The 25,713-nt window shown below is 38.7% G+C and carries 28 protein-coding genes; 9 read left to right on the top strand and 19 right to left on the bottom strand.

Features of this window, described 5'->3' with window-relative positions:
- Window positions 1-120: 120 nt before the first annotated feature.
- From ACIFOT_RS23035 to ACIFOT_RS23045, 3 genes are all read right to left on the bottom strand, one after another.
- Window positions 121-537 carry a CoA-binding protein gene (locus ACIFOT_RS23035; protein WP_430068368.1) on the bottom strand — a complete coding sequence of 139 codons (417 nt, stop codon included), beginning with the start codon at window positions 535-537 and terminating at the stop codon, window positions 121-123.
- Between the two features lie 84 nt (window positions 538-621).
- Window positions 622-1,467, bottom strand: coding sequence for a sensor histidine kinase (locus tag ACIFOT_RS23040; RefSeq protein ID WP_430068370.1), 846 nt, complete (start codon window positions 1,465-1,467; stop codon window positions 622-624).
- Window positions 1,468-1,706: 239 nt separating this feature from the next.
- Window positions 1,707-3,446 carry a glycosyl hydrolase family 18 protein gene (locus tag ACIFOT_RS23045; protein WP_430068373.1) on the bottom strand — a complete coding sequence of 580 codons (1,740 nt, stop codon included), beginning with the start codon at window positions 3,444-3,446 and terminating at the stop codon, window positions 1,707-1,709.
- 166 nt (window positions 3,447-3,612) lie between these two features.
- Here ACIFOT_RS23045 and plsY point away from each other — a divergent pair, with 166 nt between their 5' ends.
- The 4 genes from plsY (at window position 3,613) to ACIFOT_RS23065 (ending at window position 6,164) form a co-directional block, all read left to right on the top strand.
- Window positions 3,613-4,212 carry a glycerol-3-phosphate 1-O-acyltransferase PlsY gene (gene plsY / locus ACIFOT_RS23050; RefSeq protein WP_430068376.1) on the top strand — a complete coding sequence of 200 codons (600 nt, stop codon included), beginning with the start codon at window positions 3,613-3,615 and terminating at the stop codon, window positions 4,210-4,212.
- Window positions 4,213-4,332: 120 nt separating this feature from the next.
- A complete protein-coding gene (locus ACIFOT_RS23055; RefSeq protein WP_430068380.1) occupies window positions 4,333-4,509 on the top strand; it encodes a hypothetical protein in 177 nt (58 codons plus the stop codon).
- 123 nt (window positions 4,510-4,632) lie between these two features.
- Entirely contained in the window at window positions 4,633-5,781 is a 1,149-nt protein-coding gene (locus ACIFOT_RS23060) for a CapA family protein (protein WP_430068384.1), read from the top strand.
- Between the two features lie 86 nt (window positions 5,782-5,867).
- On the top strand, window positions 5,868-6,164 hold the full coding sequence (locus tag ACIFOT_RS23065) for a HesB/YadR/YfhF family protein (protein WP_430068387.1): 297 nt from the start codon (window positions 5,868-5,870) through the stop codon (window positions 6,162-6,164).
- 25 nt (window positions 6,165-6,189) lie between these two features.
- Here the strand turns inward: ACIFOT_RS23065 and ACIFOT_RS23070 are convergent, their stop codons facing one another.
- From ACIFOT_RS23070 to mtnA, 9 genes are all read right to left on the bottom strand, one after another.
- Window positions 6,190-6,501, bottom strand: coding sequence for a hypothetical protein (locus ACIFOT_RS23070; protein ID WP_430068389.1), 312 nt, complete (start codon window positions 6,499-6,501; stop codon window positions 6,190-6,192).
- A gap of 18 nt (window positions 6,502-6,519) precedes the next feature.
- The gene (locus tag ACIFOT_RS23075) at window positions 6,520-6,951 is read right to left on the bottom strand and encodes an acyl-CoA thioesterase (protein ID WP_430068392.1); all 432 of its coding nucleotides are present in this window, start codon (window positions 6,949-6,951) and stop codon (window positions 6,520-6,522) included.
- 25 nt (window positions 6,952-6,976) lie between these two features.
- Window positions 6,977-9,301 (bottom strand): AAA family ATPase, encoded by a 2,325-nt coding sequence (locus tag ACIFOT_RS23080; RefSeq protein ID WP_430068395.1) that lies wholly within the window; start codon window positions 9,299-9,301, stop codon window positions 6,977-6,979.
- A 111-nt stretch (window positions 9,302-9,412) separates the two neighbouring features.
- Complete coding sequence (tlp, locus tag ACIFOT_RS23085) at window positions 9,413-9,631, bottom strand: small acid-soluble spore protein Tlp (protein WP_430068398.1); 219 nt, start codon at window positions 9,629-9,631, stop codon at window positions 9,413-9,415.
- Window positions 9,632-9,756: 125 nt separating this feature from the next.
- Window positions 9,757-9,897 (bottom strand): acid-soluble spore protein N, encoded by a 141-nt coding sequence (locus ACIFOT_RS23090; RefSeq protein ID WP_420491684.1) that lies wholly within the window; start codon window positions 9,895-9,897, stop codon window positions 9,757-9,759.
- A gap of 68 nt (window positions 9,898-9,965) precedes the next feature.
- Window positions 9,966-10,097 carry an FbpB family small basic protein gene (locus ACIFOT_RS23095; protein WP_160723454.1) on the bottom strand — a complete coding sequence of 44 codons (132 nt, stop codon included), beginning with the start codon at window positions 10,095-10,097 and terminating at the stop codon, window positions 9,966-9,968.
- A gap of 125 nt (window positions 10,098-10,222) precedes the next feature.
- Window positions 10,223-10,759, bottom strand: a complete 537-nt coding sequence (locus tag ACIFOT_RS23100; RefSeq protein ID WP_430068401.1) for a peroxiredoxin family protein — start codon at window positions 10,757-10,759, stop codon at window positions 10,223-10,225.
- A 106-nt stretch (window positions 10,760-10,865) separates the two neighbouring features.
- Window positions 10,866-11,663 (bottom strand): class II aldolase/adducin family protein, encoded by a 798-nt coding sequence (locus ACIFOT_RS23105; RefSeq protein ID WP_430068403.1) that lies wholly within the window; start codon window positions 11,661-11,663, stop codon window positions 10,866-10,868.
- 15 nt (window positions 11,664-11,678) lie between these two features.
- Complete coding sequence (gene mtnA / locus ACIFOT_RS23110) at window positions 11,679-12,728, bottom strand: S-methyl-5-thioribose-1-phosphate isomerase (RefSeq protein ID WP_430068405.1); 1,050 nt, start codon at window positions 12,726-12,728, stop codon at window positions 11,679-11,681.
- A 191-nt stretch (window positions 12,729-12,919) separates the two neighbouring features.
- On the opposite strand from mtnA, the gene ACIFOT_RS23115 reads away from it, so the two are divergent.
- Entirely contained in the window at window positions 12,920-13,960 is a 1,041-nt protein-coding gene (locus tag ACIFOT_RS23115) for an NAD-dependent epimerase/dehydratase family protein (RefSeq protein WP_430068408.1), read from the top strand.
- A 67-nt stretch (window positions 13,961-14,027) separates the two neighbouring features.
- Here the strand turns inward: ACIFOT_RS23115 and abc-f are convergent, their stop codons facing one another.
- The 3 genes from abc-f to acnA all read right to left on the bottom strand — a co-directional run bounded on the left by abc-f (window position 14,028) and on the right by acnA (window position 19,959).
- Window positions 14,028-15,728, bottom strand: a complete 1,701-nt coding sequence (gene abc-f, locus ACIFOT_RS23120; protein WP_430068410.1) for a ribosomal protection-like ABC-F family protein — start codon at window positions 15,726-15,728, stop codon at window positions 14,028-14,030.
- A gap of 236 nt (window positions 15,729-15,964) precedes the next feature.
- Window positions 15,965-16,942 carry a phosphotransferase enzyme family protein gene (locus ACIFOT_RS23125; protein ID WP_430068413.1) on the bottom strand — a complete coding sequence of 326 codons (978 nt, stop codon included), beginning with the start codon at window positions 16,940-16,942 and terminating at the stop codon, window positions 15,965-15,967.
- Between the two features lie 311 nt (window positions 16,943-17,253).
- On the bottom strand, window positions 17,254-19,959 hold the full coding sequence (acnA, locus tag ACIFOT_RS23130) for an aconitate hydratase AcnA (RefSeq protein WP_430068416.1): 2,706 nt from the start codon (window positions 19,957-19,959) through the stop codon (window positions 17,254-17,256).
- Between the two features lie 330 nt (window positions 19,960-20,289).
- Here acnA and sspO point away from each other — a divergent pair, with 330 nt between their 5' ends.
- Window positions 20,290-20,442 carry a small acid-soluble spore protein O gene (sspO, locus tag ACIFOT_RS23135; RefSeq protein ID WP_430068419.1) on the top strand — a complete coding sequence of 51 codons (153 nt, stop codon included), beginning with the start codon at window positions 20,290-20,292 and terminating at the stop codon, window positions 20,440-20,442.
- Window positions 20,443-20,471: 29 nt separating this feature from the next.
- Here the strand turns inward: sspO and ACIFOT_RS23140 are convergent, their stop codons facing one another.
- Entirely contained in the window at window positions 20,472-20,744 is a 273-nt protein-coding gene (locus ACIFOT_RS23140) for a hypothetical protein (RefSeq protein ID WP_430068422.1), read from the bottom strand.
- A gap of 112 nt (window positions 20,745-20,856) precedes the next feature.
- On the opposite strand from ACIFOT_RS23140, the gene ACIFOT_RS23145 reads away from it, so the two are divergent.
- Window positions 20,857-20,997 (top strand): small acid-soluble spore protein P, encoded by a 141-nt coding sequence (locus ACIFOT_RS23145; protein WP_335443640.1) that lies wholly within the window; start codon window positions 20,857-20,859, stop codon window positions 20,995-20,997.
- A gap of 38 nt (window positions 20,998-21,035) precedes the next feature.
- On the opposite strand, the gene selA is transcribed toward ACIFOT_RS23145, so the two are convergent.
- Complete coding sequence (gene selA, locus ACIFOT_RS23150) at window positions 21,036-22,442, bottom strand: L-seryl-tRNA(Sec) selenium transferase (protein ID WP_430068425.1); 1,407 nt, start codon at window positions 22,440-22,442, stop codon at window positions 21,036-21,038.
- 113 nt (window positions 22,443-22,555) lie between these two features.
- Between selA and ACIFOT_RS23155 the strand changes: the two genes are divergently transcribed.
- Window positions 22,556-22,960: an Hsp20/alpha crystallin family protein gene (locus tag ACIFOT_RS23155; protein ID WP_430068428.1), complete on the top strand. Its 405-nt coding sequence runs from the start codon at window positions 22,556-22,558 to the stop codon at window positions 22,958-22,960.
- An 83-nt stretch (window positions 22,961-23,043) separates the two neighbouring features.
- Here the strand turns inward: ACIFOT_RS23155 and ACIFOT_RS23160 are convergent, their stop codons facing one another.
- Window positions 23,044-23,283 (bottom strand): Rdx family protein, encoded by a 240-nt coding sequence (locus tag ACIFOT_RS23160; protein ID WP_430068430.1) that lies wholly within the window; start codon window positions 23,281-23,283, stop codon window positions 23,044-23,046.
- A 130-nt stretch (window positions 23,284-23,413) separates the two neighbouring features.
- On the opposite strand from ACIFOT_RS23160, the gene selD reads away from it, so the two are divergent.
- Window positions 23,414-24,466, top strand: coding sequence for a selenide, water dikinase SelD (selD, locus tag ACIFOT_RS23165; protein ID WP_430068433.1), 1,053 nt, complete (start codon window positions 23,414-23,416; stop codon window positions 24,464-24,466).
- Window positions 24,467-24,742: 276 nt separating this feature from the next.
- On the opposite strand, the gene ACIFOT_RS23170 is transcribed toward selD, so the two are convergent.
- The gene (locus ACIFOT_RS23170) at window positions 24,743-25,705 is read right to left on the bottom strand and encodes an L-threonine 3-dehydrogenase (RefSeq protein WP_430068436.1); all 963 of its coding nucleotides are present in this window, start codon (window positions 25,703-25,705) and stop codon (window positions 24,743-24,745) included.
- Window positions 25,706-25,713 lie beyond the last annotated feature (8 nt).

The following is a 25,713-nucleotide window of genomic DNA, read 5'->3' on the forward strand; positions in this document are numbered from 1 at the left end:
ATTTCGATTTGGCAAATAAGTATTTTAAAACTACATATTTTTGTCATCTGATTTTGGTGCATATTTGGTCAAAAAAAAGTAAAAAGCCGCATATTTTATCAGCAGCTTTTTGGTAAAAATTTAGTATTTTGTTAGTGCATGCTCAACTTTAATACACCGGTCCATAATAACCGTGTAACCTTTAGACTTTAGGAATTCATAGGCTTCTTCATTGACAAGCCCCTGCTGGGCCCAAAAAACTGGGGCACCCATTCCATCGAATTCCTTCGCTACATCAAACAACTGTTCGGAGCGGCGGAACACATTTACAATGTCAACTGGACCTTCGACATCCTTCAATGACGCCTCAGCCTTAACACCGAGTGCCTCATCGATAGTAGGGTTGACGGGAATGATTTCATAGCCAGCTTTCTGCATAGCAGCTGAAACTTGATAAGAAGTACGTTCTGGATTATTACTTAATCCTACGACAGCAATTCTTTTTGCCTTTTTTAATATATCCTTGATTTCATCACGGCTTGGATTTTCAATCGCCATTCTGATCCACTCCTAAATATATTTTCCTTTTAGTTTACCTTTTTCTATCAAAAAAACATAATAAACTGTTCTAAAAGGAAAAACTTAATCGGAGGGAGTGTTATCAGAAACAGATACCTTTGGCAGTAATAAACTGAATCGGGCACCATGGCCGGTATTTACTACCGTGATAGAGCCATTCATTTTCTCGATGATCAGTTTTGACATATGTAATCCGAGGCCTGTGCCTTGCGGGCGCGTTGTAAAATATGGCTCAAATACTTTATGGATTTGTGCTGGGTCTATTCCACCGGCATTATCGACGAATTCAGCTTTTATGATGTTATCGGTTTCCGTTAATTTAATGATGATTTTTCGATTAGGAATTTCCTTATGTACAAAGGCGTCTCGTGCGTTTGTTAAGATATTAAGCACCACCTGGCTGTATTCATTGGGTACTCCATATGCCATTTGCTGACCCCTGTATTCAAATTGAACCACAATCCCATGGTTTTGAAGGCTTAAAGAAAAAATAGACAAAGCCTCTTCAATGGAATCACCAACAGAAAAGGTGGTTTTTTCTTTGTTAAATTTATAAAATTTCCGAAAATCATTAATTGTCTCTGACATCTGTGTGATCTGACTCATGCTGTCCCTAGTGAATCGATCTAAGTATTTGTCGTTAATTTCCCCATATACCAGGGCATCCTTTAAATCATGGATTAAGAGGGTTAAACTGTTTAAAGGCAGCCGCCATTGGTGACCAATGCTAGCTAACATTTCCCCCATTGCAGCAAGGCGCGATTGCTGAATTAACAGATTTTCTTTATGTTTGTTTTCTGCGGCAATCTCATCAATCCGTTTCTCTAAATATCGATTTAATTTAATGGTTTCTTCATATTTTTCTAACAATGCATGGTAACTTAAATCATTATCCATTTGCATGTTCATCACCCTCACTCCCTTAAATATATTATTGGAATATAAAGATAAACCGACCATTTTTTGTTCGATCTGGCCGGAAATTCTTCGTTATATATGGTTGTATATCTAAATTATATTGGGCGTATCCATGGCTTTCAACGGATTAATAAATCGTTAGAAAATTCTCCATATTTTTGTAATAAAATTGACTCTAATTGTTCTTACTTTACACAAAAAACCGGCAAAAGCCGGTTTTTGTTTATCTTTTATTTTTGAGTAATCGCTTTGTTGGAATTTAGATTTAATGCGGTCCACGCAGTTTGATCGCCAAAATATCTTGACCAGGTTCCAATGCCGGCAAGCTTGTATTTAATCGCTAAATTTGCTCGCTTTTGTAAGGACTGCCCATCCTCAATCCAAATTTTATAGGTGGCTTTTTCAGCTTCTGCATAATACTCTGCATAATTTTGACCGCTTTCTTCATCGTACGAGGGCTGTAATCCCTTTTCAGTAACCCATGCTTTTACTTTATCCATTGCTAGTGCCTCAGCACTAAGTTCCATCGTTCCGTCTAGCTTCGTTTGTTCCTTCCAAAGTCTCGCATACAAGGGAACACCCAGGACTAACTTTTCATTTGGAACTTCTGTCAGCAGTTTCTCCAAATTGCTTTCGACCCATGGAAGGCTTGCCACACTTCCAGCACTTAAGGATGAATCGGTATGTTCATCATAGGCCATCACGATTAAATAATCAGCAATTTGGGCGAGTTTCGTTCTTTCATAGAAGGATGACCAGTTGTTATTTTCACCTGCAGAAAAGGTGATATCCATAGAAACGACCAATCCAGCTTCATGCAAGTATGGTGCTGCTTCCCTCATAAACTGTGTCACGAGCGGACCATCCTCTGGATTTACATTTTCAATATCAAAATTAAGCCCCTGTAATTGATACATCAGGCTATATTGCAGCAATTGGCGAATGATATTTTGCCTTGTTTCATAGTTTTTAAATGCTTCGTTTGTGAGCTTGGGATCAAAGGCATTAGAAAACACTCCCCAAACTTGATAACCTTTTCCATGCGCCCATTTGCTATAGTCAAGAGAAGCAAGATTTTTTATCGTTCCATCACTTCCGGCAAGAGAGAACCAAGTTGGTGATACTACATTCACGCCTGCCATTTCAGGAATTTTTGTTGAATCAGGATTTTTCTTATAAACAGCTTCCCATGTTAATTGAATCGGCCCATTTAATTTAGGAAGCTGAAAGGTCTTACTTTCTAGGTCTATCGTGATTCTTTCAGCTTTCTCCTTCTGGACATACTCTTTTTTGATATAACCACTAATCCCATTGGTCTTCCTAACAAGATAGAAATCTTCCTTTTCACCCTCAATGGTGACGGCTTCTTGTTTCTTCATATCTGCTGTGTACGGTGATGACCAGGTGGGCTTAGTACGGAGTCTTAGCTTTTCATTATTAACGTCCTTATCTATTAATCTTGCAGTCTCGTATTTCTCACCATCGCGCTGAACCCAAATGGCTTCACTTCCCGGTATTTGCTTGTATTGAATGGGAAAGAAAGAAAGGATCGAATCAATAGTAACGAAAATTTTTCCGTCCATCGATAGAATAGGTGACAGCTGTAAGGTGACTCCCTTTTGATTAACAAAATAGGTTAATGAATCGGTCGGCATTTGGACAACTTTATCCTTAGTTGTAATAATGACAGATTTTGATTTTTCATCATAAAGGATAGATGGGTCAATTTGTTCCTGTAAAAATGTTAGTGGGACAAACACAGTATTCCCTTCAATAATGGCATTTCCCTGCTGGTTCCCTTTATAAAGTATCGGATTTTCCCCTTTAAAATAAGTTTTTTTCTCTGTCGAGGCAAAAGGATAGAAAAATAGAAAAATCGATGAAATGATAAGCAACCCAGCCCCTATCAATCCGCCGATGATTAATTTTGGTGATATTGTCTTTGTCTTATGATATTCAATGCGTGCCATGAATTATTTCCTCCTTGATTCTATCGTAAGGTATCTTTTTGGTATTGAGAAGGTATTTTTCTTAATTAGGTATTTTTTCGTGGCTAAATCCAAGCTGAATAGTGTTTTTTCAAAAATACATGGTAAAATAGAAGAACTGGATCTTTTATAGAAGGAGAAATTATCAATGGTTCAAATTATTTTAGTCTTGATCCTGGCATATTTGCTCGGCTCTATCCCCTCTGGTTTAATTATCGGAAAAGCGTTTTATAAAACGGATATCCGCCAGCATGGAAGCGGAAATTTAGGCGGTACCAATACCTTTCGAACCCTTGGGGTAAAAGCAGGTTTAGTCGTAACCCTAGCTGATATATTGAAAGGAACGTTAGCAGCAGCATTGCCGCATTTATTTCATGTTGACATAAATCCTTTGCTTGCTGGAGGTTTCGCAGTTGTCGGCCATACGTATCCCATCTTTGCCGGGTTTCGCGGCGGAAAAGCAGTTGCGACTTCAGGTGGTGTACTTCTGTATTGCGCACCATTGATGTTTGTCGCGGTATTAATTGCTTTCTTTATTAGTCTATACATAACGAAATATGTTTCACTATCTTCGATGATTGCAGGAATTATAGCGATTCTTTTTACATTAATATCTGGGTTTACTCGAGAATGGGATATCCCCTTACTAATTGCGGTAACATTATTAGTAACCTTTGTAATATACCGGCACCGGGCAAACATTAAAAGAATTATCAATAAAACAGAACCGAAAATTAAATGGCTCTAAACGGATCTGAACGGTCCTTTAGGGCCTTTTTTCATAGAATTTTCATAATTATTCCATGCAGCCCGTATGATTTAAGGTAAAATAAAGTTATATAACAGTACCTTTTTGGGGGTGTTTTGGATGCAGAAAGTAAAGAAAGACTATCATTTTTCAACAGTTGTATCCGATAGTAATGATGTGAATGAATTTATTGTTGAATTTTCTCCTTCTCCACCCGCCGATCCCACTCAACCAAAGGTAACGAAAGATTTTGATGAATTACTTGAGTTCCTTCTTGGAATAGACCAAAATGAATAATTCATTGAAAAAGCGGAGCCGCCATTAACTGGTGTCTCCGCTTTTCTTTATTTTCGAAGTATTATTTTAATATTTACCTAAATTATAGTAATAATAAGAAACAAACCACTTATAGGAGTACATATGAAAAAAAGAGTTATTGTACCGTCTTTTATAATAATATTTATTTGTATTTTCGGAACCGCTTACTTCCTTCTTCAGCAAAAAAATACCGACAAAAAAGAAAATCATCATTCTTTTCAGATACATAAGAAAAGGCCATCCTTGATTGAAAATCGAGAAATGACTGAAAAGGTTACGCTTGGTGCCATTGGGGATATTCTGATCCACAATTTTGTTTATCAAGATGCCTTCAATGGAGCTTCCTATAATTTCGTTCCAATGTTTGAAAATGTAAAGACGTTGTTGGAAAATCCTGATATCCTTACGGCAAATCAGGAAAGTATGTTAGGAGGAGCAGAAATCGGGCTGTCAGGCTATCCAATGTTTAACAGTCCCCATGAGGTTGCCGATGCTCTTGTTGCAACGGGTGTCGACATTGTTTCTACGGCTAATAATCATACCCTCGATAAAGGCGAAAAAGGAATTCAGTCTGAAACTGCCTATTTGAATTCGATCGGTTTGCCCCATGTTGGCAGCTTCCTTGATGAAAAAGATCGTCAAAAATTAAGGATAATCAATAAAAATGGCATTAAGCTTGCTTTCCTTGCCTATACGTATGGAACGAACGGCATCCCAGTACCAAAAGGAAAGGATTTTCTCGTTAACCTTATCAATCGAGAAGTGATGAAGGAAGAAATTCATCGAGCTAGAAAAGAAGCCGATGTCTTGGTGATGAGCATCCATTGGGGAAATGAATATCAGCGAATCCCAACGATAGAACAAAAGGATTTAGCTCAATTTCTAGCAAATGAAGGTGTTGATATCATCTTTGGATCGCATCCCCATGTCCTTCAGCCGATGGACTGGATTGAAACGAAAGATGGCAGAAAGACGTTCATCATTTATTCATTAGGTAATTTTATCTCTGCCCAATACGGTGATTATAAAGATATTGGCGGTTTAGCAACCATCGATATTTTTAAACATATTTCCGACAAAGGAAATTCGATTGAACTTTCGAATCCTAATTTTTATCCAACCTATGTGACGAGCCAGAAACATCATCATTATCGTGTCGTACCTTTAGAAAAAGCAGGCGGGTTTGGATTGCAAAATTCGGAAGCAAAATACAAAGAAATCCAATCCCACATGGTTCAGTGGATTAAATAGTCTGGGATAATTTATAAATCTTATCGTTATGCCCATAAAGAGTTATCATTTATAATATAAGTGAGGAAAAATGGAAAGGAGACCGCATGAATATACACATTTCAAAAGAAGCAGCAGCGTGGTATAAAGAGGAACTCAATATAAAAAATGGAGACTTTGTCCGTTTTTTTGTAAGATATGGCGGATGCAGTACGGTCCAAAGTGGATTTTCTCTCGGAATATCGACAGAGGAGCCCGTCGATATTGGTGCAGCATCAAACCTTGATGAGATTACTTTTTATATTGAAGAAAAAGATTTGTGGTACTTTGACAATCATGATTTAGTTATTACCTATCATTCTGATTATGAGGAACCAGTCTTTGAATATAAAAAAATGGGTTAAAAAATTAGGCACAGTTGAAGATTCCTTAATTCTCAACTGTGCCGTTCATCCATATATGCTCCATTAAACCTTCCTGCTTAAGAATCTCTTGCTGGCGGTCGCCAATTAAATCAAAATGAGAATAGCCATCGATTCTGTGATGAATCCACTCTTTCCTCAATCCGTATTTTTTTCCCCATTCTGCCAATTTCTCAAGATCTGAGCAGCCAACCTTTGTTACAGTCTTACAACCAGGGAAACGGTCATCCAGCCAGTAGTGGGTTAAAAATGCAATTTCCCCGATATCTATTTTCCTTTTCCATTCGATTAACTCCCGCCTTTTTATGCCAAAAGCCAATTACTTCACCCCAATGCTTCAATCCTTTTTCTTAATTTCCTCGTACTTTAAATACCATTCCGGAAAGGTCTTCTTGAAAGAGGTGGGTCTGAAATTATCTTTTCTAACAATAATATGGGTAGATTTACCCTCGGCACACACCTCCTCCTCCCCATTAAAAATGGTATAACCATAGATGGTCTTGATTCCATCATTGAGTTCAACCCATGTTTTGACGAAAGCTTTATCTCCATATCTTAACGGCTTTTTGTAGGTGATTTGAATATCATAGACGGGAGCATAATAGCCTGCTTCTTCCATTGATAGATAACTATAACCAATATCTTCAATAAACCCTGTACGGCCTAACTCAAAAAATTTTAAATAATTTGCATGATAAATGACACCCATCATATCGGTATCTGCGTAGTAAAGCTGAATTTCTCTTAGAGAAACAAAATAATTATCCACAAAAATGTTCCTTTCTTTCGTCTATTTACATTTTCATCAGTGCGTTTTTAACATCCTCCATGTCCAGAAATAAAAAATTATCAAGGAGATTTGCTTCCTGCCCTGTCATTAATCTAGCAGCCTGTGCTTGAATGATTTCATCAACCAAATTGGTTGCAAAGCGGCCATTCCCTTTATAATTTTCAGCTTCCATCGTTTCACGCAGCAACATAATTGCCTCTTTTGTCAATTGATATTGGAATCGTCCGGCATAGGCTTCCATAATGGACAGCATCTCTTCCGAAGAATAATCAGGGAAGAAAAAGAACTTTTTAAACCTTGAACGGAGCCCAGGATTACTTTCTAGTAATTCTTCCATTTCGATTGGATATCCTGCTAACACGACAACCAAATTTTCATTATGCTTTGTCATTTCATCGACAAGTGTATCAATGACCTCTTTGCCGAAATCACCGGCTGTGTGGCTAAGTAGTGAATAGGCCTCGTCGATAAACAATACACCACCAAGGGCTTGCTTGATCATTTTCTTTGTTTTCCCAGCTGTCTGCCCCACATAGCCTGCCACAAAATCGGCACGGCTGGCGACAATCAGATGACCTCTTTTTAAAATGCCACACTCTCTTAGCATTTCAGCATATAGTTTGGCGACCGTTGTCTTACCTGTCCCCGGATTTCCTGTGAAAACAGCATGAAGCTGAATCGGAACGGTTGGCAGTCCTTGATTCCGCCTGAACTGCTGCATTTTTACAAAAGAAATCAGAGCATGCATTTCATCTTTGATGGAATTTAAACCAATTAATTTGTTTAATTGGTCCTTTGGTGAATCCTCAGTTTTCGGGTTCTCAATCAGGAAATCTTCTTTGTTTAATACCATATAATCAATGAATTCTTCGTTATGATCTTTTTTTTCAGATCCTTTTTTAAAAATAGCATCCATAACAATGTTCTTAACCGTTCTAGCATTTCCGAATGTGTCATCCACCCGCTCCATATCTATTCGGTTAACTATTTCGATTTTCGCTTCTTCCGTCATAAAATAATCATTCTCTGAAGCAATTTGTTCAGCAATCATCACTAATTCATCGTTTAAGTAATTAGGGAGATGAATGAAATTAGATTGTGGAAAACGGCTTCGTAAGCCCGGATTTGCATCCAAAAAGGATCGCATTTCTTCCGGATATCCGGCTAATATGACGGCGAACTTGCCTCCGTATTCCGAACTCGTCATCATCGAAACAAGTGTATCCACAGCTGCCTGACCATAATCATTTCCTGATTGGCCCTCGCGTTTAAGGCTGTAAGCTTCATCAATGAATAGCACTCCCCCAATCGAGCGTTCAACGACAGCCTTTACGTTTTCTTCGGTCTGACCGACAAAGGCTCCAACCAATTGTGCCCGATTCGTCTCGAGCACTTCTTCACGGGGCAAGACACCTAATTCGTGATAAATTTTAGCCAACAGGCGGGCAAGTGTAGTTTTCCCGGTTCCTGGATTCCCAGTCAAGATCATATTTAGGCTTAAATCATCTTTTATTTGGAAACCGATTTCCTTTCGGGTCTTTTGATACTTGATAAATCGATAAAAATCGTTGACCCGCTTTTTTACCTGCTCCATGCCGACCATTGTGTTCAGCTGGTCCAAGGCATTTTCATAAGTTACTTCGATTGCTTCTTCTTCTTGAAAATGACTTTGCCACTGCCGCTTTATATCTTCCACAGCTGCCAAATGTGATTTTAAATCATCATAAAAGGTGGAGGTATGAAACACTCCGGTAATGGATTGGTCGTATTCTTCTGCCGCCTTTAACAGACTGACGGTTTCGGTTATAGCAGAGGATAGCAACTTAAAAAGCATTTGATACTTTGAGGTAATCGTATGATCGTTCAGCCCCGTTGCAAGGTTCATTTCCTTTTCCAATTCACTTAATGAATCGTCAGCCTCTGATAAAAATCGTTGGCAAATTTGTATGTATTCTTCCGCTGTTTTCTTTTTTGCCGTGCGGTTATCTGTTTCCCTGATTGATGGAAAAGAAAGCTGTGTCAATACATCTTTCCATTTTTTCCAATTGGACTGAAGCAAATATTCCTTTGCTTCTTGATTATGTGGATTTAGCTCTAGCGCCCTGTCCAACCAAAAATCGGCCAGTGAATCCTTTTTATTCTGCCATTTTCGTGAAATAGCCGCAAAGGTTAAGAGCTTCGAAAGTGTTAGCGGATTTCTTTCATTCCCTAACAAACTCATCAACAGGTTTTCATCTGATATAAAACCATTTTGGTCTAATTCTTTTTCCCAACGGATTATGTGCTGTTCTATTATGTCTTGGTTGTTTATTTGTTGATTCAATATCATCACTTCTTCATCAAAAATTCCCTTTTATCTTACCATACTATAAGGCATGTACCTAAAAAAAGGACCTGTCATGTTTGACTAGATCCTTTAGGCGTTAAAGTCTAAATTTTTTCAGGTTTCATCCTTGATTTCTGCTCGGAATGATTCAACACTCTCGCGTCTGCGTTCATTTTTTGCTTCGATTTGCTGGCGTTGTTGTTCACTATCCGTAAAGGAAAGGGACTGCTCTGCTTTTTGAATATTATCCTGGGTATTTTGTATCATGGCCTGCAGCTTTTCAGCATTATCACTGCGATCATCTGGTTTTGGTTGGTTATTGTATTGTTCCATCTGTAAATCCTCCTTAAATATAAATGGTACAGATATAGTTTGTCATGGAGGTTAAAAAATATGTGAAGAATTTCAACAAAAAAGACCCTTTGGCTTTCGCCGTTTGGGTCTTATATCCAATAAAATTATTCACCTTTTGTTTGAATTACCTGTGCATGCTTGCCAGATGTATCATTCATTTTGTTTCCTTTATTTCCACTAATTCCTTTAGGTTGTGTCCCTAAATGGTCTGGGGCGAAACGTTTTGTTTTATAGCCTTTAGTCATAGTCATAATCCCTCCTTGGTTATATTTTGTCCATAAGGATTACAAACCATGATTGGCAAACATTGTGATTACTCTGCTTTGCCGAGGCGTTTTTCTTCTAAGCGCTGTTCGATTTTTTCCATTGCAGCACGGTCTTTCAAAAGTTGAGATTTATTTTCTAATACTAGTTCTGCGAATGAGCGTTTTCTAGGTTTTCTCATCACTATCACCATCCTTATATCCTATTGTAACAGTTATTATGCCCGGAATCGGTTGCAATTATTACAACTTTTTGAAAATTTATATAAGATAAAAAAAACGCTGGTATTATACCAACGTTGTTCGACTACTTTAATTTACTTGCATTGTTTTTCATGATATCAAGAGTCATAGCTCCGGTAAATTTATTCTGAATGATGCCTTTACTATCTATAAAATAAGTAGTTGGAATCGATAAAATTTGGTAATTTTCATTTACTTTATCCTCTGCATCAAGAAGGATTGGGAAGGTGATCTTGTTTTCATCAACAAATTTCTGGACTTCCAACTGCGGGTCTATGTTGACAGCCAAAATGACGAGATCATTATCCTTTTCTTTGTAAAACTGCTCCATTTCAGGCATTTCCGCTTTACAAGGCGGGCACCAGGTAGCCCAAAAGTTCAGCATGACTTTCTTCCCTTTTAAGTTCGAAAGCTTAACTGTTTCACCAGTCAATGTTTTTAATTCAAAATCAGGCGCCTTTGCCCCAATGGCTAAGCCTTCCTTATTCACTGATGCTGTACTTGCGGTATCGGGTTGTTCTGTCTTTTTATCCATAGCCTGTACAATTGCTACAGTAAGTAATGAGATCAAAACTACAGCAGCAATGACTTTTTTCATCATACCCGACTCCCTCCTTTATCCAATCATATTTGCTACCATTGATTTTACACTATAATCCCTGTTGAAACAAAGGTTGCTTATGCCGATTCTGTGAACAATGTCGACGTTACTTTAATATGTTTTTTAATTCTGTTAAGACCTTGCTTGTAACCTTTTCAACAATTAGATTTAAATCCTGCTCCGAGAGTGAATATTCGAGTAGGTTTGTGATTTTCTTCGCATGGATCCCAGCTGGAACATCTGCACCAACTGGCGAAATTCCATTGATACCCATCTTGTGTTTCATATCAACAAGCGTTTGGACGTGCTCTTTTGATAACTCTCGATCACCGCTCATCTGTTTGGCAATCCAATTGATTTTTGCTGTAAACTCTAATGATTCCATTAAAAAATAAGCGTGTTCAAGATCCCGTCCCCATGTCAAAGCACCATGGTTTTCCAGCAATACGCCCTGATGCTGAGGAACATACTTCTTAACAGCATCCGGTACTTCAGAAGTCGATGGTGTTCCATACTCCGCTACCGGTATTGTTCCTAAATAAACTACCGACTCCGGCATGATGGCTTGATTTAATGGAACTCCCGCAATGGCAAATGCCGTTGCATACGGTGGATGCACGTGCACAACCGCATTTATATCCGGACGCTCTTGATAAACAAGCAAATGCATTTTCATTTCTGAAGTCGGCCGGTAATCTCCTTCTAACACATTGCCTTCCCCATCTACCTTGATGATCATATCCGGGGTCATAAACCCTTTACTTACACCTGTTGGCGTAATAAGAAATTCATTTTGGCAGAGACGAATGGAAATGTTGCCATCATTCGCTGCAACAAACCCTTTATCATAGATTCTTTTGCCGATTTCGCAAATTTGTTTTTTGTGTTTTATCTCAATTTTCATTGCTGCCTCCGTTCTCTACTTTTTAAAAAGTTTTGGAAGCTCTTCTTGGTAATTCCCTCTTAGTATGCCCTTTTCTGTGATGATCGCTGACACCATTTCATGTGGAGTAACATCGAACGCTGGATTAAAGACCTTTACACCTTCTGGGGCCGTTCTTTTCCCGAACCCTTCCGTAATTTCAGAAGCCTCCCTTTCTTCAATAGGGATATCTGCCCCTGTTTTCGTTTCCAAGTCAATGGTTGAGGTTGGAGCTGCAACATAGAAAGGTATATCATGGGCTTTGGCTAGTAATGCCACACCATAGGTTCCAATTTTGTTGGCCACGTCTCCATTGGCTGCCACACGGTCGCAGCCCACAATAACTGCCTGCACCCAGCCTTTTTGCATCACCATAGCGGCCATACTGTCGGTAATCAAGGTGACATCGATTCCTGCTTGCATCAGCTCCCATGCTGTCAACCGGGCTCCTTGCAATAATGGTCTTGTTTCATCTGCAAACACTTTGATATCCCAGCCTTTTTCTTGCGCAAGATATAGCGGGGCAAGAGCCGTCCCGTACCTGGCCGTTGCAATACCGCCAGCATTACAATGTGTTAGAATACCCATACCATCATGAAGAAGTGTTAAAGCATGCTCGCCAATGGACCGGCAAACTTCTTCATCTTCCGTTCGAATTAAATGGGCTTCATTCTCAAGTGCCTCTATAATTCGGGCAACGGGTTGGTCTTTTTCTTTTTGGGCACGGTCATCCATTCTTTTTAATGCCCAAAATAAATTGACCGCTGTTGGCCGGGAAGTCGCTAAATAGTTTGCTTGCTTTTTAAATACAGAGTAAAATTCGTCGAATGAATTCTCGGGTGCATCTTTGATTCCAAGTAATAATCCATAGGCCGCAGCAATCCCGATCGCCGGTGCGCCTCGGACCTTTAATTGTTTAATCGCATCCCAGGCATCTTCTATTTTCGTGATTTCTAGAAAATCGGTGATCTCTGGAATTTTGGTTTGATCTAATATGTTTAATATTCCGTTTTCGTAATAAACAGATTGTAAAAATGAGCTTTCCACTTAAAAATCATCTCCACTTCTATATGTATAAGTCTGCATCTAAAGCTGAATTTTCTTACATACCATAGATATTGTAACAATATCTAGAGTAGATGCAATATTTTTAGTTTTTAGTTATAGCAGCATCGTTTTTGTTTCTTTAATTTTCTGAAAATTGGTAAAATAAAACCATGTTGAGGAGGGATTATTTTATGAAAATTCTCGTTTTAGGCGGAAGCCGCTTCTTAGGAAGAACGTTTGTCGAGAAGGCTTTAGCTGAAAATCATGAAGTAACTGTTTTTAACCGCGGAAATCAAAATCATGGATTAAAGGATGTTGAAATTATTAAAGGGGATCGGTTTGGTGATTTAAAGGAATTAGAGAATCGCTATTGGGATGCAGTTTTGGATACGAGCGGTTTTATACCGTTTACAGTGCTAAATTCAACTCAAGTTTTAATGGACCGGGTGAATCAATATGCCTTTATCTCAAGTATATCGGTATATAAGGACTGGATTCCGGAAAATTTGGATGAAACATATCCTGTTTTAGAGATGACCCTTGAGGAAGCGAATGAACTTACAAAAGATGTGAATGGCCCAGTTTATGAATATTATGGACATTTTAAAGCCCTATGTGAACGGATAGCTGAAAAAAATTTGCCAGGACGTGTGTTAAACGTTCGGGCTGGACAGTTAATTGGCCCGAATGACTATACAGACCGCATTCCCTATTGGATACATAGAATTTCTAAGGGTGGGAAGGTCTTGGCGCCTGGAAATCCGGATCGTAGAGTACAACTGATTGATAATAATGATCTTTCTAAGTGGATCTTATTGATGATGAAAAACCAAGCGGCTGGTACTTTTAATGCAACAGGACCGGATTATTCCTTATCCATGAAGGAATTTCTGGATGCCTGTATCAAAGTAACGGGCTCAAATGCTGAATTGGTTTGGGCTGATGAAAAATTTTTGGTGGATCAAGGCGTTGCGCCTTGGACAGAAATGCCGCTTTATGTTCCTGAGAATTATCCGATTTCACAGGATGTAGATCAGCCTTGGAAGGGAACCTTTTCAATAAATAAAGATAAGGCTGTTTCTAGCGGCCTTACCTTTAGGCCTCTTGTAGAAAGTATTGCGGATATTTATGCTTGGGAAAAGACACGATCGTTGTCAGCCGATGAGTGGAGATCCGGGATGCGGGAAGAAAAAGAGAAAGCTTTACTTGACTTATTAAGTCTTAATAAATGAGGAAATTTCAATTCTATATTAAACCCTAGCCTAAAAAGAGCAGGTCCGACCTGCTCTTTTCAAGTTATTAGCCGATTATTTTTCTTTTTTGCTTTAATAGGTCCTTAAATTCCTGATCCAATTGCACATATTTGGGATCTTTTTGATCTAAAATGGATAATTCTCCTAAAATTGAGGCGATCCTATTTTCAATAATTAACAAAGTCTCGTGATTATCATTAATTTCGTTATTTTTATTTAAATATTCCTCAGGTTTCATCTCGACGCGTTTAATCGTTTGTTCCTCAAACACAAGCAATCGGTCACAAAGCTTATTTAAAAAATAATAATCATGGGAAACGGTAATAATGGTCCCGGTAAATTCGCTCAAAGTTTTTTCAAGCTGCTCGCGACTTGGTAAGTCCAAATGGTTGGTGGGTTCATCAAGAACGAGGACATCGTAATCCCGTACTAACATATCAACCAATTTGACTCTTGTTCTTTCACCTAGACTTAAAGTGTTAATGGGCTTTGTGATATGCTGCTCTTTCAACCCTAGATTAGCTAACAATGTACGGGCTTGAAGTATGCTTTCTCTATCCGTATATCCTAATGCTTCAAGCGCCGATTTATCAGACGGCAAATCATCCACATCTTGGCTTAAATAAGCGATTTTAAGGGAGTCACTTGTCCATAGATTGCCGCCAGATGAATCAATATGGCCTAAAATCATTTTTATTAAGGTTGATTTCCCGCAGCCATTTTCACCTAAAAGACCTATTCTTTCACCGTGAATAATATAAAAATGAGCATCTTGAAAAAGATTCCGCTCCTCGAATGTCATTGTAAGTTTCTTCGCCTCAATAATTCGCTTTCCTCTTTTCCCGTCGCTTTCAAATTGAAATCTTACCTTTGCATCTTCAAGTGGTTTCTCGATTTTATTCTTATCTAATTCATTTTGCAGCCGTTTCATTTTTGATTTTACTTGTGCATCCCGCTTCTTCGCTTTAACGCGATGATATTCCTTAGTGCCATAATCTCTGCCTTGTTTCGTCGAAGTACTATGAGCTTTATCAGACCATGATTTAAGCTGCTCCATTTGCAGTTCGATGTCTTCTACTTTCCTTTGCTGTACTTCATATTGGTGCATATGGTCTTTAAACTTCTTTTGTTTTTGCTTTTGATACTCACTATAATTCCCATTGAAAAAATGAATTTTCTTATTTTCTAATTCAAATATCCTGGTAACGGTCTTATCCAAAAAATGGCGGTCGTGCGAGATGATAAGTACCGCCCCTGGAAATTTGTCTAATTCAGATATCAACCATTCAATTCCCTTATAATCCAGATGATTTGTAGGTTCATCTAATATTAAAAACCCTGGCTTTGAAGCCCAAATCATAGACAAGGCGAGCTTCAGCTTTTCACCGCCGCTTAAATGGGTTAAACGACTCTCTTCCCATTCATATGCTTTCTTAAGGCCAAGTTCACTTGCATGCTTATAAAATTCAGTTTCCTTATTCATTGAAAGAGACTGTTGAAAATCACTAACTTCGTAATCAATGGATTGCGATAGGTAACCAATCTTTAAATCTTTTGAAGCCTCAATTTGGCCGCTATCAGGGGGAAGTTTCCCTGAAAGAATATTAGCCAGCGTTGTTTTGCCAGTGCCATTATACCCCACCAGTCCAATCCTTTCCCCATTTTTTATGTCAAATTGAATATTTTCTAATATTTTCACTAAATTAAAACTTTTATCTAATCCAGATACTTTTATTATTTGGTTCATAAAAAAACTCCCTTCAAATGAACCTGAAGAGAGTTTTATGTATGATCGGTCGACAAATAAGCCAATAAAGGGCCTTGAATACATCGTTATACGATCAGGACATAAAAAGGACAGACTAATCCTATTCTTCAGGTTCAACATTTTTCGTTATTCGAATCATGTTCTGAAAAAAAAGATTATAACTTCATCGGCCCAAATTCATTCCTTTTCGTTTGATAGTTCCATTTTATTGAAAATCAAATGAATTTGTCAATCAATTCTTTAAAATCAACATTTGAATAAGGCGTTTTATCCTCTATTTTCTGTTTTAAATCTTTTAATGTAAAGGCTTGCCAATCTTCAAGATGCTGCAAATCCCACTTTTCCAAAAATAAAACATATAAAAAAATCTCTCTTATTTTCAAGAAAATAGGAATTTGTTCAAGCAGGTGTTTGCTAACAGAGTGTTCAGTTTGATATCCATTTAGAAAATGAACCCAAAAATTCTCACTAAAATCAGTCCACTCAGCGACAAAAGATGAAGACTGCCAGTAGGCATGATAGAAGGAAACGGCGAGATCATAGGCAAACCAATGATAGGCACAATCATCAAAATCAAAAACGGTAATCCTTCCGTCTTTCGCAAAGAAATTTCCCTGATGGAAATCGTTATGCATAAGGCCGAACAAATTAAGGTCTTCATTATAATGTTTTAGGATTTCAAGTAGATCTAGATATCGGTCAGCAATCATTGTTGAAGATATTTTCGGAATAAGCTTAAGAAGATCAGGTTGTTTTTTTGTCCATTTGGGTCTGTCCAACTTGGCATCCAATTTACTAGATACCCTATGCATCTTACCTGTCAACTTACCCCAACTGTAAAATAAATTAACATTCCAAATTTCTTTGTTTGTTACATCAACTGGAACTCCTTCAGCTTTTTCAAAAGCAACAACATAAAACTTTTGTTTTTGATAATCCACTTCTTCAATCATACGTTCATATTTAGAAAGTATTGGATTCGATACTGAAATCCCTTGTTCTGCAAAAGTTGATACGAATTTTAATTCATTTTCAAGCTCAGATAAACTTCTTCTTGTTCCATTTGAGATTCTAAAAACTAAATTAGTACCGGCATGTTCATAGGAATAGACTGAATTATGAAATCCGGTACTAATCGGCATTAGTTCAGAGGCTAAGATATTAAATCTTTCTGCTATGATATTTTGAATCATTTTCTTTTTCCCCTATGACAAAATTATAAAGAGCTTTTTGCGACCGTTAATTTAATTAACTGGGGGCATTTTGAATCGCTACTAATTACCGTCGCCCTTGATTTTTGAAGCATGCGGGCATTAGGAGCCACTTCTAATTACCGTAGCCGTTCACTTTTGAAGCATCCGGGCATTAGGAGCTTCTCCTAATTACCGTAGCCGTTCATTTTTGGAGTTCATGAGCATTAGGAGCCTCTCCTAATTACCGTAGCCGGATCAATACAGTATTTAAGAACAAAACACCATGCAAAAGCTGCATGGTGTTTTCATTTTTATGCTTGTAATTTTTCACGAAGTACCATTTGAAGAATGCCGCCGTGACGGTAGTAATCGATTTCCACTTCAGAGTCGAAACGAACAAGAACTTCGAATTCTTTCTTGTTGCCAGCTTCATCAGTAGATGTAACTTTTAGAAGATCACGTGGTTTTACGTTTTCGTCAACTTGAACTTCAAATGTTTCTTTACCAGTTAAACCAAGTGATTCAGCGCTGTCGCCATCTTTGAATTGAAGTGGCAGTACGCCCATTAACACTAGGTTTGAACGATGGATACGTTCGAAGCTTTCAGCAAGAACTGTTTTAATGCCTAATAAGTTTGTACCTTTCGCAGCCCAGTCACGTGAAGAGCCCATTCCGTAATCTTTACCTGCAAGTACCATTAGGCCAGTGCCTTCTTCTTTGTACTTCATGCAAGCATCATAGATAGATGTAACTTCGCCTGTTGGCCAGTAAGTAGTGAAGCCGCCTTCTGTGCCAGGAGCGATTTGGTTACGAATACGGATGTTTGCGAATGTACCACGCATCATGACTTCGTGGTTACCACGGCGAGATCCGTAAGAGTTGAAGTCACGAGGCTGTACGCCTTTTTCTAATAGATATTTACCAGCCGGAGTATTCTTGCCGATTGCTCCTGCAGGTGAGATATGGTCAGTTGTAACAGAGTCACCAAACTTACCAACAACACGAAGTCCAGTTAATGGCTCAACAGTGCCTGGTTCTGGTGATAAGCCTTCAAAGAATGGAGGGTTCGCAATGTAAGTTGAATCCTCATCCCAAGTATATAATGGCTCATTGCTTGTTTTGATTTCGTTCCAACGCTCGTTGTCTCCGAACACATTCTCATACTCTCTACGGAATAATTCAGGAGTAACAGTCTTCTTAACAACATCATTCACTTCAGCAGTTGTTGGCCAGATATCCTTGAAGAATACATCGTTGCCGTCTTTATCTTTACCAATTGGTTCAGATGCGAAGTCAATGTTCACTGTACCAGCAAGAGCATAAGTAACAACTAGCGGTGGTGAAGCAAGGTAATTTGCTTTTACAAGCGGATGAATACGTCCTTCAAAGTTACGGTTACCTGAAAGAACAGATGTAACTAAAAGATCGTTTTCAGCGATTGTTTTTTCGATTTCTTCTTTTAATGGACCGGAGTTACCGATACATGTTGTACAGCCGTAACCAACAAGGTTGAAGCCGATTTGCTCTAGGTATGGAAGCAATCCGGAATCACGAAGGTATCCCGTTACAACCTTTGAACCTGGTGCTAAAGAAGTTTTAACAAACTTAGGAACTTCCATTCCAAGTTCAACTGCTTTTTTCGCAACAAGTCCAGCACCCACTAAAACATATGGGTTAGAAGTGTTTGTACAGCTAGTGATAGATGCAATGGCTACTGCACCAGTTTTAATTTCAGTTTGATCACCGTTGTTGAAATTAACGGCTGCTGATTTTTCAAGTTCATCAGCTTGTAAGCCGAAGCCTTGGTTGCCTTGTGGAGCAGAAACAGCTTTTACGAATTCTTCCTTCATTTTTGAAAGCGGGATCAAATCCTGTGGACGCTTAGGACCAGAAAGGTTTGCTTCAATTTGAGTAAGGTCGATTTCGATTACATCTGTATAAACTGGCTCGTCAGATGGATTGAAGAATAATCCATTTGCCTTGCAATATTGTTCAACAACATTAATACCTTCTTCGTCACGGCCTGTTAAGCGCATGTACTCAAGAGATTCACCATCAATTGGGAAGAATCCGCAAGTTGCACCATATTCAGGCGCCATGTTAGCGATTGTAGCACGGTCTGCTAAAGGAAGCACAGATACACCAGGGCCGAAGAATTCTACGAATTTACCTACAACACCATGGCTGCGTAGTACTTGAGTTACTTTAAGCGCAAGGTCTGTTGCTGTTGCACCGTTTGGAAGTTCACCTGTTAATTTAACACCTACAACTTCAGGTACTGGGAAGTATGAAGGCTGACCAAGCATTCCTGCTTCAGCTTCGATTCCGCCTACGCCCCATCCAAGAACACCGATACCGTTGATCATTGTTGTATGGGAGTCAGTCCCTACTAATGTATCAGGATATGCTTCCAGCTCTCCGTCAACTTCTGCAACATGTACTACATCAGCCAAGTACTCAAGGTTTACTTGGTGAACGATACCAGTTGCAGGTGGAACCGCACGGTAGTTGTTAAAGGATTTTTGTGCCCAGCTTAAGAACTGATAACGCTCTGCGTTACGTTCAAATTCATAATCCATGTTGATTTTTAAAGAATCAGCTGATCCATAGGCATCAACCTGTACAGAGTGGTCAATAACAAGATCTACTGTCTTTTCTGGATTAATCTTATCTGGGTCGCCGCCTAGGTCAGCCATTGCTTTTCTTAAAGAAGCAAGGTCAACTACTGCAGGAACTCCAGTAAAGTCTTGAAGGATAACACGAGCTGGCTTGAATGGAACGTCCACTTCTTGAAGCTCGTTTGTTCCCCATTTTGCTAAGTTTTCAACATGCTCTTTTGCAATTACACGTCCATCGTATTGGCGAAGGACAGATTCAAGTAATACTTTTACGGAATAAGGCAATTTGGATACATTCCCAATGCCTGCTTCTTCCAATGCATTTAAACGGTAGTAGTGATAAGTTTTGCCGTTTGCTTCAAAGGAAGAACGTGCGTTAAATACATCATTTTTCACCATGAGTAAAAAACCCCCTCGTTCGTCATAAATAAACAAATTCCACGAAAAGTTGAAAAGTTTGAATTTTCCCATCCTGCTTCACTTTTCTCACAATTCTTATCTTAATACAACCTATTACATAAGTAAATAACAAGAAAGTTATTGCGGTTGATAAGTTTTTCTTATGTTTTTTTATGTAAGTTGTTCTGAATATTTTGAAAATGTTGTCAAAGCTACTTAGTTTTTTGCAATGGGAAAATATCTTCTTTCTTTATTATTATCTCAAAAAACTTTTTAATTGTCATTTTTTTAACTTGAAAGGAAATAGTAACATTATTAGGAGGTGATTATGTGGTTAAACGAAAGTCTAATCATGTCATTCCAGGGATGAATGCAGCCAAGGGACAAGGAAAAGGTGCCGGTTACAATGAGGAATTGGCAAGTGAACCGGAATTAACAGCTAAGGAAAGAATGAACAATAAAAAGCGCAAGAAAAATCAATAAAAGCAGGCGGACATTCCGCCTGCTTTTTCCTATTCTGTTTGATTAACTTCAGTTACCATGGACTGTAAATCTTGCTGAAAACGTTCTAATTGAGCGCGTTGATGCTCAGATGCAACTTCAAGTGCGTTTTCAATTTGCTGATAGGCTTCGTTTACTTCGTCTTTTAAGTGCTTTAACTGATGCCCATAGCTGGCACTATCGCTGACGATCGTTTCAAATAAACCTTGTGCATTTTCATATCCTTGCTGAGCAGCTTGGAATGCCTGCTGCTTATCTTTATGATATGGGAATTTGTCTGCCATTTTATGATTCACTCCTTAAAATTGTATACCGTTAAAATGCACAGAACGATAAAAAATATTCAGCATAAAAAGACTTAAGCTCTGCATCCTAACTGATAGGAGGGATGAAAAAATGGCCAACAAAAACGATGGAAAAGATATGCGTAAAAATGCTCCAAAACAATCCGGACAGCCAGAGCCTATGAGCGGTTCTCATAAAGTGAAGAATCGAAATCATACCCGCGCCAAACATAATTCACACCATGACATGTAATCGAATACCCCCCTCACCCATAATGAGGGGGGTATCGCTTAAATTTTTACCAAAGCTTCAATTAAAATTGCTTCCTCTTCAGCTGTAACAGTCCTTAGATCAATTAAAAAATCGTCCTTTTGTATTCTTCCTATAATTGCAGGCTTGGTTTCGGTGCGCAGTTTCCTTCCAAGCTGCTCGGCAGAAATGGAATTATGTTTTAAAGCAATGACCATAGTTGGCAAAGTTACATCAGGCATAGTTCCTCCGCCTACCTGGCTTGTATCTTGAAAAATTTTTGTTTCATATTCATTAGTTCTTTGTAATAAGTTTGTAACAAAACCGTAACATCTTACGTCTAATTCATTAAGTGTAACTAACAAATCACGAATTACAGGGATATTCTGAACCGCTTTGTCGCCGCGGGCATAATCGATTAACGTCCCTTCTAAGGCGGCAAGAGTCATCTTATCAACCCGAAGGACTCTAGCTAACTGATGTTTTTTCAATTGGTCTATTATTGCCTTTTTCCCAGCAATAATCCCAGCCTGAGGTCCGCCCAGCAGTTTGTCACCGCTAAAAGTCACAACGTCCGCTCCCATTTCAAGAACCTCTTTTACCACCGGTTCCTCGCCGATCCCATGTTTTTTAAAGTCGAAAAGAGCTCCACTGCCTAGATCTTCATAAAAAATCACATGATCCAGCTTTTTGGTCAAATCCACTAAATCCTCGGTCTCGACTGATTTTGTAAAGCCGACAACCTTGAAATTACTTGTATGTACCTTCATAACAATAGCGGTTTCAGGGCTTATGGCTTTTTCATAGTCGTAAAGATGAGTTTTATTGGTTGTTCCTACTTCTACAAGATTTGCGCCGCTTTCTTCCATAATCGAAGAAATCCGGAACGAACCGCCAATTTCAACTAACTGTCCGCGCGAGACAATAACTTCTTTTTTCTCTGCAAAGGCCCTTAAAACAAGATAAACCGCTGCGGCATTATTGTTGACCACCATGGCTGCCTCTGCACCTGTAATATCTTTGATTAATGCTTCAACATGACTATGACGAGAGCCTCGTTCACCTTCGGGCAGTTTATATTCAAGATTCGAGTAATTTCTCGCGGTATCCACCACATGTTGAATAGCACTTTCACTTAATCTTGCTCTTCCAAGGTTCGTATGTAAAATCGTCCCTGTCGCATTTACGACTTGTTCGAGTGTAAAAGAAAAATGGGATCTTAATCTTTTTTCAAGCGAGTCAAAAACTTCATTAATAAATTCCAATGTACCAGGTTTTGCTTTTTGCCAATCTCCATTTAATATCGAAAACCTAATTTCATCTATTACTTCTTTCATCTGTTTCGAAAGTTGAACAAAATCCAAACGGCTTTCCTCTAAGAGCAACAAAAACCGATGATGGTTCTGTAACTCATGTACAGGTGGGATCGAACGAAGCCATTCCTTCATGATCAAAACTCCTTCGCAATGGTTACTAGTTAGGTGAAATATTTATTTTATTATAACATTTTCACGTTTTTATGGCTGATGAATAATATGAAACGAGCAAGGAGGATATGGAAATGAAAAAAAGGAATACTGCTCAAAATCGATCCATCGATTATGAACTAGTGGAAAAATGGATGAAAAACTACTTTTTGGATCCACTAACATCCTTATGTGATTTTACCCAATTTCGCATTGACTTATATGAAACAGATGACGATTGGATTGTTGAAGCGGTACTGGATGAATATGACAGCTCAGAAATAACCGTGAAAATGGTAGATCGAAGACTTGATATAACAGCGCAAAAACCAACCTCTTCTTTATCCGCAGCATCCTCACCAAGAGTACGTACCATCGATTTCCCCTTCTCCATTATTGATCATAAAGTAAGCGCAGCCTTTAAAAACGGAGTGTTAGAGATATTTATTTCAAAAACTGAAAAGGGACTTGGAAAAAATCGTTACATTACACTGCCTTAATTTCTTTTTTTGCAGTAGATTACATAATAATATTACTGCAAAATTTTAAAACCCTCATAACCGTTTTGGTATGAGGGTTTTATTTATTTTGATGCTATAATTTCAATGATTTCTTCTGTATCCGGAAAAATCCCCGTATCAAGTTTAGAATAGATCTTCTCCCCGTTGACCGTAACTTCAAAAGCGCCACCTGAACTTGGGATAAGCTCCATCTTTTTTATATCACGAAAAAAATGGTTAAATAGTTCTTCCGCGAAACTCGCGGCTTTTGGTGCATAGTTTCATTGCATGCAAAATTCAACAATCACATGATAATTTTTCATATATGTACCCCCTTTAATTCTGTCTAATCTTTCTATAGTAGAAACATTTTATCTTACAGCTTATTCTACCGCAAATGTTTTGCTCCTATAAGCGATATTGTTATACTATTTAAGTGGAGGTGGACATGTTATGAGTGAACAAGAAAAAATTCGCCTGACTTCTTTATCAACAAAAGCTGGTTGAGGCTGCAAAATTGGTCCTGAGGACCTGGCGCAAGTTTTGCGTCAATTACCAAAACAAGACCCAGTCCCTGAATTGTTAGTGGGACATGAAACAAGCGATGATGCCGGTGTATACCGTTTAACAGACACAATTGCCTTAATTCAAACGGTCGATTACTTTACCCCGATTGTGGATGATCCTTATATGTTTGGACAGATTGCGGCGGCCAATTCATTAAGCGATGTTTATGCAATGGGCGGTGAACCGAAAACAGTCCTAAACATTGTCGGATTCCCAATCAAAAAACTTGGTGCTGATATGTTGGCGGAAATTCTCCGCGGTGCTGCTGACAAGGTAAAGGAAGCTGGAGCGATTACTGTCGGCGGCCATTCAATCGATGACCAAGAACCGAAGTTCGGACTATCAGTGACAGGTATTGTCCATCCTGATAAGGTTTGGAAAAATGTTGGGGCAAGGCCAGGGGATGTACTTGTTTTAACAAAACCGATTGGGGTTGGCATCCTTACTACCGGAATTAAAAGAAGTGCTGTAAATAAAGAGCAGGAACGAGCTGTCACAGAAACTATGGCCATGCTCAATAAAACTGCCGCACAAGTTTTAACAGACTTTACCCCTCATGCCGTAACGGATGTTACAGGATTTGGATTACTAGGACATGGCAGCGAAATGGCTCGCGGCAGCAATGTCAGCTTCGAAATATCATGTTCACAAGTACCTGTCTTAGAAGGCGCTGTTGAACTTGCGAAGAATGGTGTTGTACCTGGGGGTTCAAAATCGAATCATAAATGGTTAAATGATGATGTTGCTTATGAAGAGATTCTTCCTGAAGAGCAGCTAGTCCTTTGTGATGCCATTACTTCTGGAGGTCTTCTCGTTTCCATAAGTGAATCAGAAGCACAGCAATATATAAAAGGACTCTATTCAAATGGATTAGTACAAGCATCGATTATTGGAAGAGTAACAGAGAAAAAAGATAAACTTATTTATGTAAAAAGATAAACAGCGAAGGCTTCCTTCGCTGTTTTTTGTAATAGATAAGTAAGTATACAATTCGACTTTGAGAATTGTCCAGCTCCAGCGCCCAGCGACAAGTGTCCTTCGTTCTCCGCCCTACGATAAGTCAACATCGAATCGCTGACGCTCTTCGTGTTTCCTTTATCTCAGTTGGAGCGCTCCACAAGGAACGCTTCGGCAGCATAAGCATCGCACGAAGAAAAAGCGTGAGCTTTTTCGAGGAGGCCATACGTCGCTAAACGGGCACTTTCGCTTTTCTTTTTAACTAGGTATTTTCATTTGTAATTTTTGTTGCAGCTTTTCAAGCATATCCTTCGTCATTTTGTCTAAGTCGTAGTCGAATTTAAAGCCCCATTCTTCTTTTGCTGCCGCAGAATCAATGGAATTTGGCCAGCTATCGGCAATCTTTTGACGGGCAGGATCCACCTTATAGGCAATTTTAAATCCAGGGATGTACTTACGAATACTTGCAGCAATTTCTTCAGGATCAAAGCTCATCGAACTAACATTAAATGAATTCCTATGAATTAATTTGGATGCGTCTGCTTCCATTAAGTCGATAATCGCATTCAATGCATCTGGCATATACATCATATCCATGAAAGTGCCTTTATCAATGTATGATGTGTATTTCCCATTTTTGACTGCTTCATAGTAAATTTCAACGGCATAATCTGTCGTTCCTCCGCCTGGTAAGGCAACGTATGAAATTAAGCCAGGAAAACGCAATCCACGTGTGTCGACCCCAAATTTATGGAAGTAGTAATCAGACAATAACTCGCCTGCTACTTTATTAACCCCATACATGGTGGTAGGGCGCATAATGGTATCCTGCGGTGTTGCATCCTTTGGTGTAGTTGGACCAAAAGCTCCGATTGAGCTTGGTGTGAAAAATTGTGCCTTTAACTCCCTAGCTGTTTCAAGGGCATTCATTAACCCGCCCATATTTAAATTCCAAGCAAATACAGGTTTCTCTTCAGCAGTAGCAGATAGAAGTGCGGCTAAATGCATAACCGTATCAACTTTATATTTTTTAGCAATCTCAACCATGGATTTTAAATCGGTTACGTCTACGACCTCAAATGGACCGCTTTGGGCCGCTTCACTATCATTCTTTTTAATATCTGTAGCAATTACATTGTCTGTACCGTATATATCTCTTAGCTTCATCGTTAATTCAGAGCCAATTTGCCCTAATGCACCTGTAATTAATATTCGCTTCATGATGCTCC

The organism is Neobacillus sp. NRS-1170, from assembly GCF_050468025.1.

Excerpts from the sequence above, each read along its gene's own strand:
- ACIFOT_RS23125 (WP_430068413.1), bottom strand. The coding sequence starts at position 16,942 with ATGATTCAAAATATCATAGCAGAAAGATTTAATATCTTAGCCTCTGAA.
- ACIFOT_RS23105 (WP_430068403.1), bottom strand. The coding sequence starts at position 11,663 with ATGAAAATTGAGATAAAACACAAAAAACAAATTTGCGAAATCGGCAAA.
- ACIFOT_RS23140 (WP_430068422.1), bottom strand. The coding sequence starts at position 20,744 with ATGGCAGACAAATTCCCATATCATAAAGATAAGCAGCAGGCATTCCAA.
- ACIFOT_RS23080 (WP_430068395.1), bottom strand. The coding sequence starts at position 9,301 with ATGATATTGAATCAACAAATAAACAACCAAGACATAATAGAACAGCAC.
- ACIFOT_RS23100 (WP_430068401.1), bottom strand. The coding sequence starts at position 10,759 with ATGATGAAAAAAGTCATTGCTGCTGTAGTTTTGATCTCATTACTTACT.
- ACIFOT_RS23170 (WP_430068436.1), bottom strand. The coding sequence starts at position 25,705 with ATGAAGCGAATATTAATTACAGGTGCATTAGGGCAAATTGGCTCTGAA.
- ACIFOT_RS23035 (WP_430068368.1), bottom strand. The coding sequence starts at position 537 with ATGGCGATTGAAAATCCAAGCCGTGATGAAATCAAGGATATATTAAAA.
- ACIFOT_RS23040 (WP_430068370.1), bottom strand. The coding sequence starts at position 1,467 with ATGAACATGCAAATGGATAATGATTTAAGTTACCATGCATTGTTAGAA.
- ACIFOT_RS23115 (WP_430068408.1), top strand. The coding sequence starts at position 12,920 with ATGAAAATTCTCGTTTTAGGCGGAAGCCGCTTCTTAGGAAGAACGTTT.
- plsY (WP_430068376.1), top strand. The coding sequence starts at position 3,613 with ATGGTTCAAATTATTTTAGTCTTGATCCTGGCATATTTGCTCGGCTCT.
- ACIFOT_RS23065 (WP_430068387.1), top strand. The coding sequence starts at position 5,868 with ATGAATATACACATTTCAAAAGAAGCAGCAGCGTGGTATAAAGAGGAA.
- ACIFOT_RS23145 (WP_335443640.1), top strand. The coding sequence starts at position 20,857 with ATGGCCAACAAAAACGATGGAAAAGATATGCGTAAAAATGCTCCAAAA.
- ACIFOT_RS23045 (WP_430068373.1), bottom strand. The coding sequence starts at position 3,446 with ATGGCACGCATTGAATATCATAAGACAAAGACAATATCACCAAAATTA.
- abc-f (WP_430068410.1), bottom strand. The coding sequence starts at position 15,728 with ATGAACCAAATAATAAAAGTATCTGGATTAGATAAAAGTTTTAATTTA.
- ACIFOT_RS23155 (WP_430068428.1), top strand. The coding sequence starts at position 22,556 with ATGAAAAAAAGGAATACTGCTCAAAATCGATCCATCGATTATGAACTA.
- ACIFOT_RS23090 (WP_420491684.1), bottom strand. The coding sequence starts at position 9,897 with ATGACTAAAGGCTATAAAACAAAACGTTTCGCCCCAGACCATTTAGGG.
- acnA (WP_430068416.1), bottom strand. The coding sequence starts at position 19,959 with ATGGTGAAAAATGATGTATTTAACGCACGTTCTTCCTTTGAAGCAAAC.
- tlp (WP_430068398.1), bottom strand. The coding sequence starts at position 9,631 with ATGGAACAATACAATAACCAACCAAAACCAGATGATCGCAGTGATAAT.
- ACIFOT_RS23060 (WP_430068384.1), top strand. The coding sequence starts at position 4,633 with ATGAAAAAAAGAGTTATTGTACCGTCTTTTATAATAATATTTATTTGT.
- selA (WP_430068425.1), bottom strand. The coding sequence starts at position 22,442 with ATGAAGGAATGGCTTCGTTCGATCCCACCTGTACATGAGTTACAGAAC.
- ACIFOT_RS23055 (WP_430068380.1), top strand. The coding sequence starts at position 4,333 with ATGCAGAAAGTAAAGAAAGACTATCATTTTTCAACAGTTGTATCCGAT.
- ACIFOT_RS23095 (WP_160723454.1), bottom strand. The coding sequence starts at position 10,097 with ATGAGAAAACCTAGAAAACGCTCATTCGCAGAACTAGTATTAGAAAAT.